The 16,549-nt window shown below is 70.6% G+C and carries 16 protein-coding genes; 11 read left to right on the top strand and 5 right to left on the bottom strand.

The window, feature by feature from the left end; genetic code table 11:
• Nucleotides 1-25 precede the first annotated feature (25 nt).
• Together GY24_RS14560 and dapD are read right to left on the bottom strand one after the other, a co-directional pair.
• The gene (locus GY24_RS14560) at nt 26-2,176 is read right to left on the bottom strand and encodes an InlB B-repeat-containing protein (RefSeq protein WP_104476973.1); all 2,151 of its coding nucleotides are present in this window, start codon (nt 2,174-2,176) and stop codon (nt 26-28) included.
• Nucleotides 2,177-2,337: 161 nt separating this feature from the next.
• Nucleotides 2,338-3,330, bottom strand: a complete 993-nt coding sequence (dapD, locus tag GY24_RS14555; protein ID WP_104476971.1) for a 2,3,4,5-tetrahydropyridine-2,6-dicarboxylate N-succinyltransferase — start codon at nt 3,328-3,330, stop codon at nt 2,338-2,340.
• Between the two features lie 87 nt (nt 3,331-3,417).
• On the opposite strand from dapD, the gene dapE reads away from it, so the two are divergent.
• From dapE to GY24_RS14540, 3 genes are all read left to right on the top strand, one after another.
• The gene (gene dapE / locus GY24_RS14550) at nt 3,418-4,533 is read left to right on the top strand and encodes a succinyl-diaminopimelate desuccinylase (protein WP_104476979.1); all 1,116 of its coding nucleotides are present in this window, start codon (nt 3,418-3,420) and stop codon (nt 4,531-4,533) included.
• 2 nt (nt 4,534-4,535) lie between these two features.
• Nucleotides 4,536-5,771 (top strand): hypothetical protein, encoded by a 1,236-nt coding sequence (locus GY24_RS14545; protein ID WP_233279385.1) that lies wholly within the window; start codon nt 4,536-4,538, stop codon nt 5,769-5,771.
• Between the two features lie 102 nt (nt 5,772-5,873).
• Complete coding sequence (locus tag GY24_RS14540) at nt 5,874-6,047, top strand: DUF3117 domain-containing protein (RefSeq protein ID WP_082716883.1); 174 nt, start codon at nt 5,874-5,876, stop codon at nt 6,045-6,047.
• A gap of 83 nt (nt 6,048-6,130) precedes the next feature.
• On the opposite strand, the gene GY24_RS14535 is transcribed toward GY24_RS14540, so the two are convergent.
• Nucleotides 6,131-6,763 carry an O-methyltransferase gene (locus GY24_RS14535; protein WP_104476969.1) on the bottom strand — a complete coding sequence of 211 codons (633 nt, stop codon included), beginning with the start codon at nt 6,761-6,763 and terminating at the stop codon, nt 6,131-6,133.
• Between the two features lie 88 nt (nt 6,764-6,851).
• Between GY24_RS14535 and GY24_RS14530 the strand changes: the two genes are divergently transcribed.
• Nucleotides 6,852-7,232 carry a sec-independent translocase gene (locus GY24_RS14530; RefSeq protein ID WP_104476967.1) on the top strand — a complete coding sequence of 127 codons (381 nt, stop codon included), beginning with the start codon at nt 6,852-6,854 and terminating at the stop codon, nt 7,230-7,232.
• Between the two features lie 52 nt (nt 7,233-7,284).
• On the opposite strand, the gene GY24_RS14525 is transcribed toward GY24_RS14530, so the two are convergent.
• A complete protein-coding gene (locus GY24_RS14525; protein ID WP_104476965.1) occupies nt 7,285-8,469 on the bottom strand; it encodes an acetyl-CoA C-acetyltransferase in 1,185 nt (394 codons plus the stop codon).
• A gap of 110 nt (nt 8,470-8,579) precedes the next feature.
• Here GY24_RS14525 and GY24_RS14520 point away from each other — a divergent pair, with 110 nt between their 5' ends.
• From GY24_RS14520 to GY24_RS14485, 7 genes are all read left to right on the top strand, one after another.
• Nucleotides 8,580-9,362, top strand: coding sequence for a CoA transferase subunit A (locus tag GY24_RS14520; protein WP_104476963.1), 783 nt, complete (start codon nt 8,580-8,582; stop codon nt 9,360-9,362).
• A 1-nt stretch (nt 9,363) separates the two neighbouring features.
• Nucleotides 9,364-10,029 carry a 3-oxoacid CoA-transferase subunit B gene (locus GY24_RS14515; protein ID WP_193953608.1) on the top strand — a complete coding sequence of 222 codons (666 nt, stop codon included), beginning with the start codon at nt 9,364-9,366 and terminating at the stop codon, nt 10,027-10,029.
• A 96-nt stretch (nt 10,030-10,125) separates the two neighbouring features.
• Nucleotides 10,126-11,286 carry a flavodoxin-dependent (E)-4-hydroxy-3-methylbut-2-enyl-diphosphate synthase gene (gene ispG, locus GY24_RS14510; protein ID WP_193953606.1) on the top strand — a complete coding sequence of 387 codons (1,161 nt, stop codon included), beginning with the start codon at nt 10,126-10,128 and terminating at the stop codon, nt 11,284-11,286.
• Nucleotides 11,287-11,419: 133 nt separating this feature from the next.
• Nucleotides 11,420-12,559, top strand: coding sequence for a YihY/virulence factor BrkB family protein (locus tag GY24_RS14505; protein WP_104476959.1), 1,140 nt, complete (start codon nt 11,420-11,422; stop codon nt 12,557-12,559).
• 58 nt (nt 12,560-12,617) lie between these two features.
• A complete protein-coding gene (gene gdhA / locus GY24_RS14500) occupies nt 12,618-13,982 on the top strand; it encodes an NADP-specific glutamate dehydrogenase (protein WP_104476957.1) in 1,365 nt (454 codons plus the stop codon).
• A 428-nt stretch (nt 13,983-14,410) separates the two neighbouring features.
• The gene (locus GY24_RS14490; protein WP_104476955.1) at nt 14,411-15,646 is read left to right on the top strand and encodes a PrsW family intramembrane metalloprotease; all 1,236 of its coding nucleotides are present in this window, start codon (nt 14,411-14,413) and stop codon (nt 15,644-15,646) included.
• A gap of 215 nt (nt 15,647-15,861) precedes the next feature.
• Nucleotides 15,862-16,233, top strand: coding sequence for an FKBP-type peptidyl-prolyl cis-trans isomerase (locus GY24_RS14485; RefSeq protein ID WP_202972962.1), 372 nt, complete (start codon nt 15,862-15,864; stop codon nt 16,231-16,233).
• Between the two features lie 91 nt (nt 16,234-16,324).
• Here the strand turns inward: GY24_RS14485 and GY24_RS17715 are convergent.
• On the bottom strand, nt 16,325-16,549 hold a 225-nt coding region (locus GY24_RS17715; RefSeq protein ID WP_161498751.1), incomplete at its 5' end, for a hypothetical protein.

Genomic DNA, 16,549 nt, shown 5'->3' with positions numbered 1-16,549 from the left:
TGCCACCGCGCTGCCGCTCCGGGAGTCAAAGGCGACCGTGTGCCTTTCGGCCTTCCACCCCGCATAGAGGGTCAGCTCGGCCGCGGATGCGGGCGGTGTGGAAGTCCCACGCGGAGGTGGCGGTGTCGTTGGTGAACCAGCCGGCGAACGTGTAGCCGAGGCGTTCCGGCGCGGAGGGCTCGGCGATCCGGGTGCCGAAGTCGGCGGTGATGCCGGCGACCGGGCTTCCGCCCCGGGCGTCGAAGGTCACCGCGTAGCTGTTGACCGACCATCCGGCGTAGAGGGTGAGGTCGCCGGCGATCAGCGCGGTGTCGAAGTCCCAGGGGACGGTGGCCTCCGGGTTGGTGAACCAACCGGTGAATCCGTGCCCGGCGCGTGTGGGTTCGTCGGGCGCGGTGATGGTGCTGTCGAAGTCGGCGGTGACGGATGCCACCGGCACGCCGCCCCGGGCGTCGAAGGTGACCGTGTGGCTGTTGGCGTCCCAGCCGGCATGGAGGGTGAGGTCGCCGGCGATGCGCGCGGTGTCGAAGTCCCACGGCAGAGTGGCTCCGGCATCCGTGAACCAGCCGGCAAAGGCGTAGCCGGCGCGTTCCGGCGCCACGGGCGCGGTGATCCGGCTGCCGAAGTCGGCGGCGATGCCCGTGACCGGGCTGCCGCCGCGGGCGTCGAACGTCACCGCGTGGCTGTTGGGAATCCACAGAGCGCTGACCGTGGTGTCGGCGCTGATCGTGCTGGTTCGGGTGAACGCCACGGCGGGATCGCCGGCGACCCAGCCGCCGAAACTGTGCCCGGTGGGAACGGCTGTGGGGCCGAGCGGCAGCGCAATCTCTGCACTGGCCAGCGAGGTGGCGTAGGCGCGCAGCGGGGCAATCGTTCCGGCTGGGCTTCCGTTTCGCGTGTCGAACTCGAGCCGGAAGTTGTTCCGGGTGATGCCCAGCTGCGGGTCGTTCACGGTTGCAGTCCCGCTGTTGACGATGCTGCCCGTGTTCTCGAGCGCTCCTGCGTTGTTCAGCTGGCCCGCATTTGCGATGACCCCGCTATTGCCGAACGTACCAGAGTTCGACAGGGTGCCGTTGTTGATCAGCCGCCCGGAGTTGACCGGCCAGGCGTCGGCCGGAATGGCGAGCATGCTGCCGGATGCCACGGTCAACGTGCCCTGATTGTCGAGGGTGCCGAACGCCGTGGAGCTGAGCCCTCCGCCGATCGTCGGACTGGCGAAGCGTGGTTCGCCCGAGGCGACGGTCACGAGTGCGTCAGGGCCGATCGTCAGATCGCCGCCGGCGCCGCGATCGCTCCCGCCGATCGCCGCGCCCGTGCCGGACCCGGTGGCCAGCACCTCGCCTCCGCTGATCGTGGTGCTGCCGCCGGCCTTCCCCAGCCCGCCCCCGATTCCGCTCGAGTCTCGGCCGGCGGTCGCGGTGACCGTGCCTCCACTGATGGTGGTATTTCCGCCGGCGCGGTGTGCGCCTCCGCCGATTCCGGATCCGTACGCCCCACCGCGAGCGGTGACGGTGCCCCCGCTGATGGTGGTCGTGCCGCCGAGGCCGTTGCTGCCTCCGCCGATGCCCGCGGCGGAGTTGCCGCCGGTGGCGGTGACGGTTCCCCCGTTGATGATGGTTGTGCCGCCGATCCCCGTGTCGCCGGTACCGGTCCCGCCGCCGATTCCGGCCCCGTTCTCCCCGCCCTGCGCGATGACGGTTCCCCCGTTGATGGTGACGGTTCCCCCATCGCCGGAGTATCTGGCGCCGATGCCGGCGCCATAGGTCCCTCCCTCGACCTGGAGTACCCCGCCGGAACCGCTGTCTTGGATCGTCAAGTGCGAACCGAGCTCCACCTCGATTCCGGCATCGTAATTCCCACCCCTGGTCTCCAGCCTGTGGCCGGCCAGATCCAGAGTGATGTGGCCATTCGCGGGCACTACCAACCGTGTGTCGTCGCGGGAGACAGAGATCGGGCCGCCGAGGGTCACGGTGGAACCATCGGTGCCGAACGCGGCCGCAATCTCCGTCGGGGTTGTGACCGTGATCTCCGAGGCCCGGGCGGGAGCGGCGGGCGTGATGCTGAAGCTCGCGGCGACGACCAAGGTTGCAGAGAGTATTGCCCCGGCACGGCGGCCGTTCGCTGCCCGGATGGCGCCGGGCGCGGCGAATGTGCGTGTGGGCTGTCGCAGGGGCATCAGAATCCTTGGGTGCATCGTGAGCACGGCCATTGTTGGCCGGGCGATGACCATTGCTGGTGATCGCCCTCTCCACCCTAGGGAGCGGGCGCGCCCGGCACATCCGTGTTAACTACGCAGTTCGACGCCCGCACGCCCGTACACCCGAGCAGCCGACGCGCCTAGGCGTGCAGGGCGGCGTTCAACACGATGCCGCTGCCGTCCCGCGGCAGCACCTCGACAGCGCCGCTCAGCGAGTTGCGCCGGAACAGCAGATTCGGCACGCCGGAGAGGTCGCTGGCCTTGACCGTGCGGGCGGGGGAGCCGGCCGCGGCGGCCGGGTCGACCACGGCCACCTTCGTGCCGGCCGTGACGTAGAGCCCCGCCTCGACGACGGTGTCGTCGCCGATCGAGATGCCGACGCCCGAGTTGGCGCCGAGCAGGGCCCGCGCGCCGATGCTGATGCGCTCGGTGCCGCCGCCGGAGAGGGTGCCCATGATCGAGGCGCCGCCGCCGATGTCGGCGCCGTCGCCGACGACGACGCCCTGGGAGATGCGGCCCTCCACCATCGAGGAGCCCAGGGTGCCCGCGTTGAAGTTCACGAAGCCCTCGTGCATGACGGTGGTGCCGGCGGCGAGGTGGGCGCCGAGGCGCACCCGGGAGGCATCCGCGATGCGCACCCGCTCCGGCGTGACGTAGTCGAGCAGGCGCGGGAACTTGTCCAGGCCCGTGACGTGGATGCCGGCCCGCTGCAGCTGCGGTCGCAGGCGGTCGAGGTCAGCCGGCGCGATCGGGCCGGCGTTGGTCCAGGCCACGTTCGGCAGGTGGCCGAAGATGCCGTCCAGGTTGATCGTGTTGGGGCGCACCAGCAGGTGCGAGAGCAGGTGCAGGCGCAGGTACGCGTCGGCGGTTCCGGCGGGGGCGGCCGCCAGCTCGATCTCGATGTTGACGAAGTCCACCCGCACGGCGCGGCGGGCGTCCGTGCCGATCAGCGCGGCGAGATCGGCGGGCGCGATCCAGCGATCGACGGCTGCCGGCCGGTGGCCGAGCGCCGGAGCCGGGAACCAGGCGTCGAGCACTGTGCCGTCCGCGGCGATGGTGCTGAGGCCGGAGGCCCAGGCGTGTGTGGCGGCAGACGGGTGTGCGGGGGCGCCGGACGGCTCGGAAGCGTGCATCCCCCCAGAATACTGGCGTGTCGCCCGCTGTTGCGCTGTGTGTTCCGGATGCCGCAGCTCGCGGCATCCGGAAGCTACGCTGGGGGCATGGCCGACTCACCCTCCTCTCGCAGCGCTGCACCCGGCCCGGAGCGGCTCGACCTCGCCGCCAGCTCGGTCGACATCACCCGCCAGATCTGCGACATCGACTCCGTCTCCGGCACCGAGAAGCGGCTGGCCGACGCCATCGAGGCGAGCCTGGCCGATGCCGCCCACCTCGAATTGATCCGGCACGGCAACTGCGTTGTCGCCCGCACGCGCCTCGGCCGCGCGCAGCGGGTCGTGATCGCCGGCCACATCGACACGGTTCCGGTCAACGCCAACCTGCCGACCCGTTTCGAGACGGTCGAGGGCCACGACTATCTCTGGGGCCGGGGCACCGTCGACATGAAGGCGGGCGTCGCGGTGCAGCTGAAGCTCGCCGCCGAGCTGGCAGAGCCCCGGGTCGACGTGACCTGGATGTGGTACGACAACGAGGAGGTCTCCTCGGAGCTGAACGGCCTCGGGCTCCTCGCCGCCGACCGCCCAGACCTCTTCGAGGGCGACTTCGCCATCCTGGGCGAGCCGAGCAACGGCCAGGTGGAGGGCGGCTGCAACGGCACCCTGCGGATCGAGCTGCGCACCCGCGGCCTGCGGGCCCACTCGGCGCGCGCCTGGGTCGGCGACAACGCGATCCACAAGCTCGGCCCGGTGCTGGACACGCTCGCCGCCTACGTGCCGCGCGAGGTCGAGGTCGAGGGGCTCGTCTACCGCGAGGGCTTGAATGCGGTCGGCATCAGCGGGGGAGTGGCCGGAAACGTCATCCCCGACGAGGCCATGGTGCAGATCAACTACCGCTTCGCGCCGAGCCGCAGCGTCGCCGAGGCGACCGCGCATATGCACGAGCTGTTCCCTGACTACGAGATTCTGGTCGTGGATGCCGCGGAGGGGGCCCGGCCCGGCCTGGACGCCCCGATCGCACGCAACTTCGTCGCCGCCGTCGGCGCGGAGCCCCGGCCGAAGTACGGCTGGACGGACGTCGCCCGCTTCAGCGCCCTCGGCATCCCGGCCGTGAACTTCGGGCCGGGCAACCCGCTCAAGGCGCACGCCGACGACGAGCGGGTGCCGCTCAAGCAGATCACCGACGGCGAGCGGGCCCTCCGCGCCTGGCTGAGCGGCCACTGAGCGTGCAGCACGCCTCGGCCGAGCGCGACACCGAGCCGCGGGGCAGCAGCCTGCTGACCACGCTGCGGGTGCGCTACCGGCTGAGCCCGTGGTGGCTGCGCGTGACGGCGGTGTTCCTGCTCTCGCGCATCGTCACGACCACCCTGGTGCTGATCCTGGCCAGCGTGCAGCTGGCCAACCCGTGGACGGGTGACCACCCGGACTACTTCAGCTTCGCCAACATGTGGGACGGCCGCTGGTACCAGATCATCTCCGGCTGGGGCTACCCCAGTGAGCTGCCGGTGGATGCCACCGGCCACGTCGCCGAGAACGCGTGGGCGTTCATGCCCGTCTACCCGCTGCTGGTGCGCGGGCTGATGGAGGTCACCGGCATCCCGTGGGCGCAACTGGCCGTGTTCGTCTCGCTCGCGGCCGCGCTCGGCACCGCGCTGTTGTTCTATCGGATGATGATCCGGGTGCTGCCGGCCGGCAGCGCCCTGTTCGCGGTGGCGCTGTTCTGCTTCGCGCCGCTCTCGCCGCTGATGCAGTTCGCGTACGCCGAGTCGCTCTATCTGATGCTGCTGGCGCTGGCCCTGCTGCTGCTGATGGAACGGCGCTACGCGCTGCTGTTCCCGGTCGTCGCGGTGATGGCGCTCACCCGGCCGAGCGGTCTGGCGTTCGCACTGGCCCTCGGCCTGCACGTCGTCTACCGCTTCGCTGTGCGCCGGCGGGACCCGTTCCCGGCCCGGGAGGCGGTGCTCGCGGCATCCGCCGCCGTGTTCAGCGCGGTGATGGGCGTGGCCTGGCTGCTGGCGGCCGCCGTCGCCACCGGCGACCTCTCGTCCTACACCGACACCGAGCTCTCCTGGCGCTCCGCCTACATCGGACACCAGGAGCTGGTGCCGTTCACCCCCTGGTTCCAGAGCGCGGACTGGTGGCTGGGCAGCCCGCTCGGCCCGGCGCTCGTCGTGCTGCTCATCGTCGGCTTCGCGGCGCTGCTGTTCACCCCCGCGGTGAAGCGCCTCGGCGTCGACCTGCGGATCTGGGTCGCCAGCTATGCGCTCTACCTGCTCGCCGTGTTCTTCCCGCAATCCAGCGTGTTCCGGCTGCTGATGCCGATGTTCCCGCTGCTCGGGGCGCTGGCCGTGCCGCGCTCGCGGGTCTACCGGGTGGCGCTGCTCGTCATCGGGGTGGCGCTGCAGTGGGGCTGGCTGCTCATCGGCTGGGGCGTCGACGGGCGGGATTGGACGCCCCCGTGACCGGTGTTGCCGGCCGATGATAGCGGTGCGTGACGGGGCTGATTTTTCTCTGTCGTCACCTTACGAGATAATGAGTACAGACTTGCCACGAAAGGGGAAGCCATGGCAGCCATGAAGCCGAGGACCGGAGACGGACCTATGGAAGCGGTAAAGGAAGGGCGCCTGATCATTGTGCGCGTTCCACTCGAAGGCGGGGGGCGCCTCGTAGTCTCGGTTAATGACGCCGAGGCCAAGGAACTTCATGACGCTCTCGCAAGCGTCGTCGCCCCGGCATAGTCGCCGGAGTTCGAATTGAAAAGCCCCGCGGCTGCCATCGGCAGCCGCGGGGCTTTTGCGTCCTCGGGGAGCTGAGCCGGGGCTCAGACGCCGCGCTTGGTCAGCTGCAGCAGGCCGTCCCCGGCGGGGGAGAGGGCGCTGACGACGGCACCGGATGCCGCGATCTCGGTGATCAGCGTGCGGAAGCCGGTCGCCAGGTCGTCGCGCTTGGCCGGGTCGGCCACGCGGCCGCGCCAGAGCGCGTGCGGAACCAGGACGGTGCCGCCCGGGCGGGCGAGGCGGAGGCCGTGCTCGACGTACTCGATCACGCTGGCGGCATCCGCGTCGATCAAGACGATGTCGTAGGAGTTCTCGTTCATGCGGGGCAGCACGTCCAGGGCCCGGCCGGGGATCAGGCGTACCCGGTTGGCGGGGATGCCGGCCTCGGCGAAGTTGGCCTTCGCGTGCAGCTGGTGGTCGAGTTCGGTGTCGATGGAGGTCAACGTTGCACCGGGCGCGCCGGCGAACAGCCACATGCCGGAGACGCCGACGCCCGTGCCGATCTCGACGATGTTGGTCGCGGCCGTGGCGGCGGCGATGACGGCGATCTGCGCGCCGGTCGCGGGGGAGATCGGGTCGATGCCGAGCTCGAGCGACTGCTGTCTGGCCTTGCTCAGCGCATCGGATTCGGTGACGACGTCGTCGGCGTACTTCCAGTTCAGGTCATTGTCAGACACGTTGTAGCTCCCGGTGAGTGTGTGAATTCCAGAGTACGGGGGCTGGGGCCATGCTCGGGGATGCCTCGCCGCAGGTTATTCTGAAGACATGTTCGGGTTGACGATGGAGAAGGTGCTGATTATCGGCATCATTGCCGTCTTTCTGCTCGGTCCGGAGAAGCTGCCGCACTATGCGGCGCAGCTGGGCCGACTCGTCCGCCAGCTGCGCGACATGGCCAATGGCGCCAAGGACCGCATGCGCGATGAGATGGGCCCCGACTTCGACGACGTCGACTGGAAGAAGCTCGACCCGCGCCAGTACGACCCGCGGCGCATCATCCGCGAGGCGCTGAGCGACGACGAGCCGGCGGTCGCTGCGGCGGCCGCGGCGCCCACCCTGACGCGTGCCGCGCGCTCGGCCCCGGTGCGCAAGGCCACAGTGCCGCTCGGCGCCGGCGAGCTGGCCCCCTTCGACTCCGAGGCCACCTAGGCCTGACGCGTGGCCCCACCCCTCGAGCCGGCGTGCGGATTCCCCCTCCTGCTCAGAGGCTGAGCAGCAGCGCGTCACCCTGACCGCCACCGCCGCAGAGCGCCACGGCCGCCCGACCGCCGCCGCGCCGGTGCAGCTCGAGCGCGGCGTGCAGCGCGAGGCGGGCGCCTGAGGCTCCGATCGGGTGCCCGATCGCGATCGCCCCTCCGTGCACGTTCACGATCTCCGGGTCGATTCCGAGGTCGCGGGTCGACTGCACGCCGACGGCCGCGAACGCCTCGTTGATCTCGACCAGGTCGAGCGAGCCGACATCCCAGCCCTGCCGTGCCAGCGCGGCGTCGATCGCGTGCGACGGCTGCGAGTGCAGCGAGTTGTCCGGACCCGCCACGTGCCCGGAGGCCTGCACGACCGCGAGCCACTTGTGCCCGTTCGCCTCCGCCCACGCCCGGCTGGCCAGCACCAGCGCGCTCGCGCCGTCGCTGAGCGGCGAGGAGTTGCCGGCCGTGATCGAGCCCTCCGCATCGAACGCGGGGCGCAGGGCGCCGAGCGTCTCGGCGGTGCTGTCCGGGCGCACGCCCTCGTCGGCGAGCACGACCACGGGCTCGCCCCGCCGCTGTGGCACCGAGACGGGCACGATCTCGTCGTCGAAGATTCCGGATGCCGCGGCCGCCCCGGCCCGCTGGTGCGAGCGCGCCGCGAACTCATCCTGTTCCACCCGGCCGAGTCCGAGCTCCGTGATCGAGCGCTCCGTGGACAGGCCCATGGAGAGCCCGTCGAAGGCGTCGGTCAGCCCGTCGTAGGCGGCGTGGTCGAGCATCTCGACGCTGCCGTACGGCCAACCGCGGCGGGAGCCCGGCAGCAGGTGCGGAGCATTCGTCATCGACTCCTGGCCGCCGGCGACGACGACATCCGCCTCGCCCAAGCGGATCAGACGGGCCGCGTCGACGACGGCGGCGAGCCCGGAGAGGCACACCTTATTCAGCGTGACGGCGTTGACGCCCCACGGGATTCCGGCCTCGATCGCGCTCTGCCTGGCCGGGTTCTGGCCGACGCCGGCCTGCAGCACCTGGCCCATGATCACGGCCTGCACCTGGTCGGCGTCCACCCCGCTGCGGACGAGCGCACCGGCGATGGCCGTCGCGCCGAGCTGCACGGCGGTCCGGCTGGCCAGCTGGCCGTTGACGCGACCCTGCGGGGTGCGGGCTCCGGCCAGGATGACGACCTCGATTGGCTGCATGCGGACTCCTTTGTCACGTCGAGCGCCCGATTCCTTGACACTCATTCAACTTCCATCGTACTTTTCAGTCAGCGTACCGGGGCCGCGCGCCCGGGGAAGGATGGTGCCCGATGGCGATCGACAAAGTCGTGGAGTCGGCCGCCGCGGCCGTCGCCGACATCCCGGATGCCGCGTCGATCGCGGTCGGCGGCTTCGGCCTGTGCGGCAACCCGATGGTGTTGATCACCGCGTTGCTGGAGGCCGGCGCCCGCGACCTCTCCGTCGTCAGCAACAACTGCGGCGTCGACGACTGGGGCCTCGGGCTGCTGCTCGCGGCCGGCCGCATCCGCAAGATGACGTCCTCGTACGTCGGCGAGAACAAGGAGTTCGAGCGGCGCTACCTGAGCGGCGAGCTCGAGTTGGAACTCACCCCGCAGGGCTCGCTGGCCGAGAAACTCCGGGCCGGCGGCAGCGGCATCGCCGCGTTCTTCACCCAGACCGGCGTCGGAACTCAGGTGGCCGACGGCGGCCTGCCGCAGCGCTACCACCCGGACGGCACCATCGCGCAGGCATCCCCGGCCAAGCAGACACAGCAGTTCGAGGTGAACGGACGGCTGAGGGACTTCGTGCTCGAGCCCGCCATCAGCACCGACTTCGCCCTGGTGCATGCCCGCCGCGGCGACCGCTACGGCAACCTCGTCTTCAACAAGTCGGCACGCAACTTCTCGCCGCTGGCCGCGATGGCCGGCCGGGTGTGCATAGCCGAGGTGGAGGAGCTGGTCGAACCGGGGCAGATCGACCCGGATGCCGTGCACCTGCCCGGCGTCTACGTGCACCGCGTCGTGGAGGTCGGCGGCGACATCGAGAAGCGCATCGAACGGCGCACGGTGCGCCCCGCGCAGGAGGCGAGCTGAGATGGCACTCACCCGGGAACAGATGGCCGCCCGTGCCGCGGCGGAGCTCGCCGACGGCTCCTACGTCAACCTCGGCATCGGGCTGCCGACGCTGGTGCCGAACTACGTGCCAGCCGGCGTCACGCTCGTGCTGCAGAGCGAGAACGGCATCCTCGGCGTCGGGCCGTACCCGGCCGAGGCCGACGTCGACCCCGACCTGATCAACGCGGGCAAGGAGACAGTGACCGTGCTGCCGGGCGCCGCGTTCTTCGACTCGGCGCTGAGCTTCGGCATGATCCGCGGCGGCAAAGTGCAGGCCGCCATCCTCGGGGCCATGCAGGTGTCGGCATCCGGCGACCTCGCCAACTGGATGATCCCCGGAAAGATGGTGAAGGGGCCGGGCGGCGCGATGGACCTCGTGCACGGCGCCGAACGGGTGATCGTGCTGATGGAGCATGTAGCCCGCGATGGCAGCGCGAAGATCGTGAACGCGTGCTCGCTGCCGCTCACCGGCAAGGGCGTCGTCAATCGCATCATCACCGACCTCGCCGTCATCGATGTCACCGCGGACGGTCTCATGCTCGTCGAGACGGCCCCGGGCGTCAGCATCGATGAGGTCGTGGCGGCCACGGAGCCGCCACTCGAGCTGCGCCAGCACGGCCAGCACAGCGTGCCCCAGGTGCCCTGAGAGTCGGCGGCGCGGCAGGCAGCTCGGTTGAGGCTGCTGCTGCGCGGCGCCGCTCCGGTTCGCCTGCCACCCAGCATCGACGCGTAAGCTGACTTTGTGGCTGCAATTAATTTGGGAATGCCCAAGGTCCCCGAGGTCCTCGCCCCTAGGCGCAAGTCCCGTCAGATCAAGGTAGGCAAGGTCCTCGTCGGTGGCGACGCTCAGGTGAGCGTCCAGTCCATGACGACGACACCGACGACGAACATCAACGCGACTCTGCAACAGATCGCCGAGCTGACGGCATCCGGATGCGACATCGTGCGCGTCGCGGTGCCGAGCCGTGATGACGCGGAGGCGCTGCCGATCATCGCCAAGAAGAGCCAGATCCCGGTCATCGCCGACATCCACTTCCAGCCGAACTACGTCTACGCCGCGATCGACGCCGGCTGTGCCGCCGTCCGCGTGAACCCGGGCAACATCCGCAAGTTCGACGACCAGGTCGGCAAGATCGCCGCCGCCGCGAAGGCGGCGGGCGTCTCGCTGCGCATCGGCGTCAACGCCGGCTCGCTGGAGCCCAGCCTGCTGCAGAAGTACGGCAAGCCCACCGCGGAAGCCCTCGTGGAGAGCGCCGTCTGGGAGGCGAGCCTGTTCGAGGAGCACGACTTCCACGACTTCAAGATCTCGGTCAAGCACAACGACCCGATCGTCATGGTCAAGGCCTACCGCCAGCTGGCCGAGCGCGGCGACTGGCCGCTGCACCTCGGCGTCACCGAGGCCGGCCCCGCCTTCCAGGGCACCATCAAGAGCGCGACCGCCTTCGGCATCCTGCTCTCCGAGGGCATCGGCGACACCATCCGCGTCTCGCTCTCCGCCCCGCCGGTGGAGGAGATCAAGGTCGGCCTGCAGATCCTGCAGTCCCTGAACCTGCGCGAGCGCAAGCTCGAGATCGTCTCCTGCCCGAGCTGCGGCCGGGCCCAGGTCGACGTCTACAAGCTCGCCAACGACGTCACCGACGGCCTGGAGGGCATGACCGTGCCGCTCCGCGTCGCCGTGATGGGCTGCGTCGTGAACGGCCCGGGCGAGGCCCGCGAGGCCGACCTCGGCGTCGCATCCGGCAACGGCAAGGGGCAGATCTTCGTCAAGGGCCAGGTCATCAAGACCGTGCCGGAGGCCGACATCGTCGCCACCCTGATCGAAGAGGCCAACCGCATCGCGGCCGAGATGCCGGCCGACGACACCTCGGTCGGCACCCCGACCGTCACCGTCGGCGCCAAGTAGGCCACGCGCGGAGGGCGCGCGGCGCCCTCGCGCCGGCGTGCATACGCACGTTGGCTCGAGGGAGCGCCAGCGACCGAAGCCAACACCGCGCGCACGGGGCGGCCCGGGCCCGAGCGCCCACTACGCTGGCGCCATGACCCCGAACGAGCCAGAGCCAGAGCCCGAAACGCCGCGCTGGCTTGCCGCGCTCAAGCGCCGCTTCGCGGGCCCGATCCGCTGGGGCACAGCCGTCGTTGAGTTCGTGCTGGCGCTCAAGCCGGTGCGGGTGTTCAACCGCTACACCGGGCACCACGCCCCGCTCCTGGCCGCCGGCATGTCGTACCAGGCGCTGTTCGCCGTCTTCGCCGGCGTCTACGTCGGGTTCACCGTGGCCGGGCTCTGGCTGGCGGCCAACCCGGCCGTGTGGGCCGCGCTGATCGATCTGATCAACGGCTTCATCCCCGGCCTGCTGCAGGCCCCGGGCAGCGACGAGGAGGCGCTCGTCGACCCGGACTCCCTCATCCAGCCCCTCAGCCTGGGCATCTCCGGCATCATCGCCCTGGTCGGGCTCGTCGTCACGTCGATCGGCTGGATCGGCGCGACCCGCACCGCCGTGCGCGGCATCTTCCGGCTGCCGAACGACACCACCTTCTTCCTGCTGCTGACGCTGCGCGACCTCGGGATGGCGCTCGGTCTCGGCCTCGCCCTCGTCGCCGCTGCGGTGCTCAGCGTGCTCAGCACCTCCGCACTCGGCCTGCTCGCTGGGGCGCTGGGGGCGTCCACGAGCGGGGCCGGGTTCGTGCTGCTCAGCCAGGCCGTCGCCACGCTGCTGATCTTCGTCATCGACACCCTCACCCTCGTCGCCCTGTTCCCGGTGATCTCCGGCATCCAGGTGCCCGGCGGCATCCTCTGGCGCGGAGCCCTGCTCGGCGGTGCGGCGATGACGGTGCTGCAGCTGCTCGGCGGCTCGCTGCTCGGCGGAGTGGCCGCCAACCCACTGCTGGCGTCGTTCACGGCCCTGATCGGGGTGTTGATCTGGTTCAACCTGATGAACCAGCTGCTGCTGCTGATCGCCGCGTGGGTCGCGACCGGCGTCGACGACAGGCGCTCAGAAATCACTGATACCGTAGCAATGCGCTCAACGGCCGAGCGTCGGGTGCTCCGCGCGACACAGCGCGTTCAGCAGGCCCAGCAGGAGCTAGCCTCCGCGATGACCGTCGCGGCCGCTCTCACCCCTGAACACCCCAGCACCCCTCGTGCTGGTCAGTCCGGCGATCCCGGACGATCGGTGTAACGCGATTCCCGCCCGAGATACGCGCAATCTTCGTGCCTCCTACGAAAGTGACTCTTCGATGACAACGACCCTCGACCCGAAAATCCAGCCGATCTTCGACCAGGTGCTTCGCCGGAACGCGGGTGAGCCGGAGTTCCACCAGGCGGCGCGCGAGGTGTTCGAGTCGTTGGGTCGCGTGATCGAGCGTCACCCGCACTACGCAGAGGGTTCCGTGCTGGAGCGCATCTGCGAGCCGGAGCGCCAGATCATCTTCCGCGTGCCGTGGACCGACGACGCCGGCCGCGTGCACATCAACCGCGGCTTCCGGGTCGAGTTCAACTCGGCCCTCGGCCCGTACAAGGGTGGCCTCCGCTTCCACCCGACGGTCACCCTCGGCACCGTCAAGTTCCTCGGCTTCGAGCAGATCTTCAAGAACGCCCTGACCGGCATGCCCATCGGCGGCGGCAAGGGCGGCAGCGACTTCGACCCCAAGGGTCGCTCGGATGCCGAGATCATGCGTTTCTGCCAGAGCTTCATGACCGAGCTGTACCGCCACATCGGCGAGTACACCGACGTGCCCGCCGGTGACATCGGCGTCGGCGGCCGGGAGATCGGCTACCTGTTCGGCCAGTACAAGCGCATCACCAACCGCTACGAGTCCGGTGTGCTCACCGGCAAGGGCATCGGCTGGGGCGGATCGCTTGTGCGCACCGAGGCCACCGGCTACGGCACCGTCTTCTTCGCCGAGCAGATGCTCGCCACCCGTGGCAAGAACTTCGACGGCGCCCGCGTGCTCGTCTCCGGCTCCGGCAACGTGGCCCTCTACGCCATCGAGAAGGTGCACCAGCTCGGCGGCGTCGTCGTGGCCTGCTCAGACTCCGCCGGCGTCGTCTACGACCGCGACGGCCTCGACCTCGAGCTCCTGCGCGAGGTCAAGGAGGTCAAGCGCGGCCGCCTGAGCGACTACGCGGAACTGCGCGGCTCGGCATCCGAGTACCGCCCGCAGGGCAACATCTGGGCGATCGCCAGCGAGGTCGCCATCGACGTCGCCCTGCCGTGCGCCACCCAGAACGAGCTGGACGACGCTTCGGCCGCCATGCTCGTCGCCGGCGGCGTGAGCGCCGTCGCCGAGGGCGCCAACATGCCCTGCACCCCGGCAGCCGTGCGCGTGTTCTCCGAGGCCGGCGTGCTCTTCGCACCCGGCAAGGCGGCCAACGCCGGCGGTGTCGCCACCTCCGCGCTGGAGATGCAGCAGAACGCCAGCCGCGACTCCTGGAGCTTCGAGCACACCGAGCAGCGCCTCGCGGTGATCATGAAGGGCATCCACGAGCGTTGCGCCCGCACCGCGGAGGAGTACGGCGAGCCCGGCAACTACGTGCTCGGCGCCAACATCTCCGGCTTCACCCGCGTCGCCGACGCGATGCTCGCCCTCGGCGTCGTCTAGTCACACCGCAGTAAGCTCTCGAAGGCCGAGCCCGCGCAACGCGCTGGGCTCGGCCTTCGTCGTGCGCGGGGTGCTCGCGTGCCTGAGCTCGCGTGCCTGAGCTCGCGTGCCTGAGCCCGCGTGCCTGAGCCCGCGTGCCTGAGCCCGCGTGCCTGAGCCCGCGTGCCTGAGCCCGCGTGCCTGAGCCCGCGTGCCTGAGCCCGCGTGCCTGCCCGTGCCCGCCCTGCGCTGTAGCCAGTCAGCGGATGCGACGGCGCTTGCGGGCCACGACACCCCGATTCCTCGGCGTGTCGTGGCCCGCATCCGCTGACCGGCTGCGGGAACGCGGCTCGCGCCCGCTGACCGGCAGCGGGAGCTGCGGGAGCTGCGGGAGCAGTGGGAACAGCGGCGCGCCGGGAGCGGAGGCCGGCATCCGTTAGCCTGAGCGAGTGACCTCACCGACTCCGGATGCCGCCGGCACCACGCTCGCCGACGGGCCGCAGCGAGTGCTGCCATCGGCCGCGCAGCCCCCGACATCCGCCGCAGCGGCGCCCATGCTGCCTGTCCGGTTCACGCCGCGACCGGGGCGCACCGGGGCACTCGGCTTCCGACTCGGCGTGATTGGCATCGCGATCGGCGCGGCGCTGCTGCTCGTGATGATCGGCTCCTTCGTCCGCTCCTTCGGTCCCGGCGCCGTGCTGCTCTGCACGGTCGTGGCGGTCGTGCCGCTCGTCGGTGTGCTGTTCGCCGTGCGCTGGATCGACCGGTGGGAGCCGGAGCCGCGCTGGGTGCTCGGCTTCGCCCTGTTCTGGGGCGCCGGCGTGGCCGTCGGCATCTCGCTGCTGGTCAACCGCGGCCTGCAGCAGCTGCTCGTCTCCGGCGGCAACCCCGGGCAGGCCGAGGCGCTCTCGCTCGCGATCCAGGCCCCGATCGTGGAGGAGATCGCGAAGGGGCTCGGGGTGCTGCTGCTCGTCTGGATCGCCAAGAGAAGCCTGGACGGCCCGGTCGACGGCCTCGTCTACGCGGCGGTCAGCGCCGCCGGTTTCGCCTTCACCGAGAACATCCTGTACTTCGGCGAGGCCCTCATCGAGGGCGGCGCGGACCAGCTCGGCTCCACGTTCCTGCTGCGCGGGCTCTTCTCGCCGTTCGCCCACGTCATGTTCACGGCTTGCACCGGCATCGCGCTGGGGTTTGGTGCCACGCGCACCCGCGGTGCCGGCATCCTCGGCTACTTCGCGCTCGGCCTGGCCGCGGCGATCGCCCTGCACGCGCTGTGGAACGGCGCCCTCCTCGTGGTGACCGACTTCTTCGGCTACTACTTCCTGGTGCAGGTGCCGCTCTTCCTCTTCGCCATCGGCATCGTGCTCTGGTTGCGCCGAGCCGAGCAGCGTGCCACCGTCGAGAGCCTGCAGGAGTACGCCGCGGCCGGCTGGTTCGCCGACGGCGAGGTCGTCATGCTGGCCACGGCATCCGGTCGGCGGGCGGCAGCCCGCTGGGCCCGGACCCTGCCCGGCGACAAAAGGGTCGAGATGCGGCGGTTCATCCGGCACGCCACTCGGCTCGCGTTCGTGCGCCAGCGGCTGCGGGAGGGGCGTGCGTCGGCCGACACGGCGGAGGCGGAGCGCGCGCTGCTGGAAGCCGTCACCCTCGACCGCGCCGTGCTGCTGGCCCCGCCGACGCGCTAAACGCGCGGGCGACGTGCTGTGCAGCACCGCCCGTTAAACAACCCATCGCCCGGTGGTGCGGCAGTGCCTGCGACTCGACCGGGCGATAAGTTGATCAGTTCTCATCTTCCCTCGCCCCCGCGTGGAACGCAAGCATTACGGTCAAAGTCTCAGGCGGCATGCGGCGGGCGTCGCGTCGGCGTGCAAAACGACGCCGAATCGGCTTGGATAGTCGCATGACTGATATGAACGCAAAGCCCGAAATCGAATTCCCGGAGGGCCCGGCGCCCGAGACCCTCGTCATCGAGGACATCGTCGTCGGCGACGGCGCGGAGGCCACCCCCGGTGCCACCGTCGACGTGCACTACCTCGGCGTCGAGTACGAGTCCGGCGACGAGTTCGACTCCTCCTGGGGCCGCGGCCAGTCGATCAACTTCCCGCTGAACCGCCTCATCGCGGGCTGGCAGGAAGGCATCCCCGGCATGAAGGTCGGCGGCCGCCGCAAGCTCGTCGTGCCCCCGCACCAGGCCTACGGCCCGGCCGGCGGAGGCCACCACCTCTCCGGCAAGACCCTGATCTTCGTGATCGACCTGCTCGGCGTCAGCTAAACGGCACCGCCCGCACTGCGCAGGCCCCGCGCCCACCTCGTGTGGGCGCGGGGCCTGTCTGTCTGCGCGGGCGCGGATGCCGCCGCATCCGTCACGGCACGATCGACGTCGTCCAGGAGCTGGCCAGCCCGAGCCCCAGCACCGCGAAGGCCAGCAGCGGCAGCACCAACAGCGCGACGATGGCAACGATCGCCGCGACCGGGAGTCGCGGGGCGAGGCGCCGTCCCCCGGGGCCGACCACGTTGTCGGCGCTCCCCGCCGCGGGGGAGGAGGGCGACGCCGGCAGTGCCGCGCCGCGCGCGTCGCGGTAGCGCTC

The organism is Microterricola pindariensis, from assembly GCF_002936985.1.
GTDB lineage: Bacteria > Actinomycetota > Actinomycetes > Actinomycetales > Microbacteriaceae > Microterricola > Microterricola pindariensis.
This window is presented reverse-complemented; position numbering and strand designations above follow the sequence as displayed.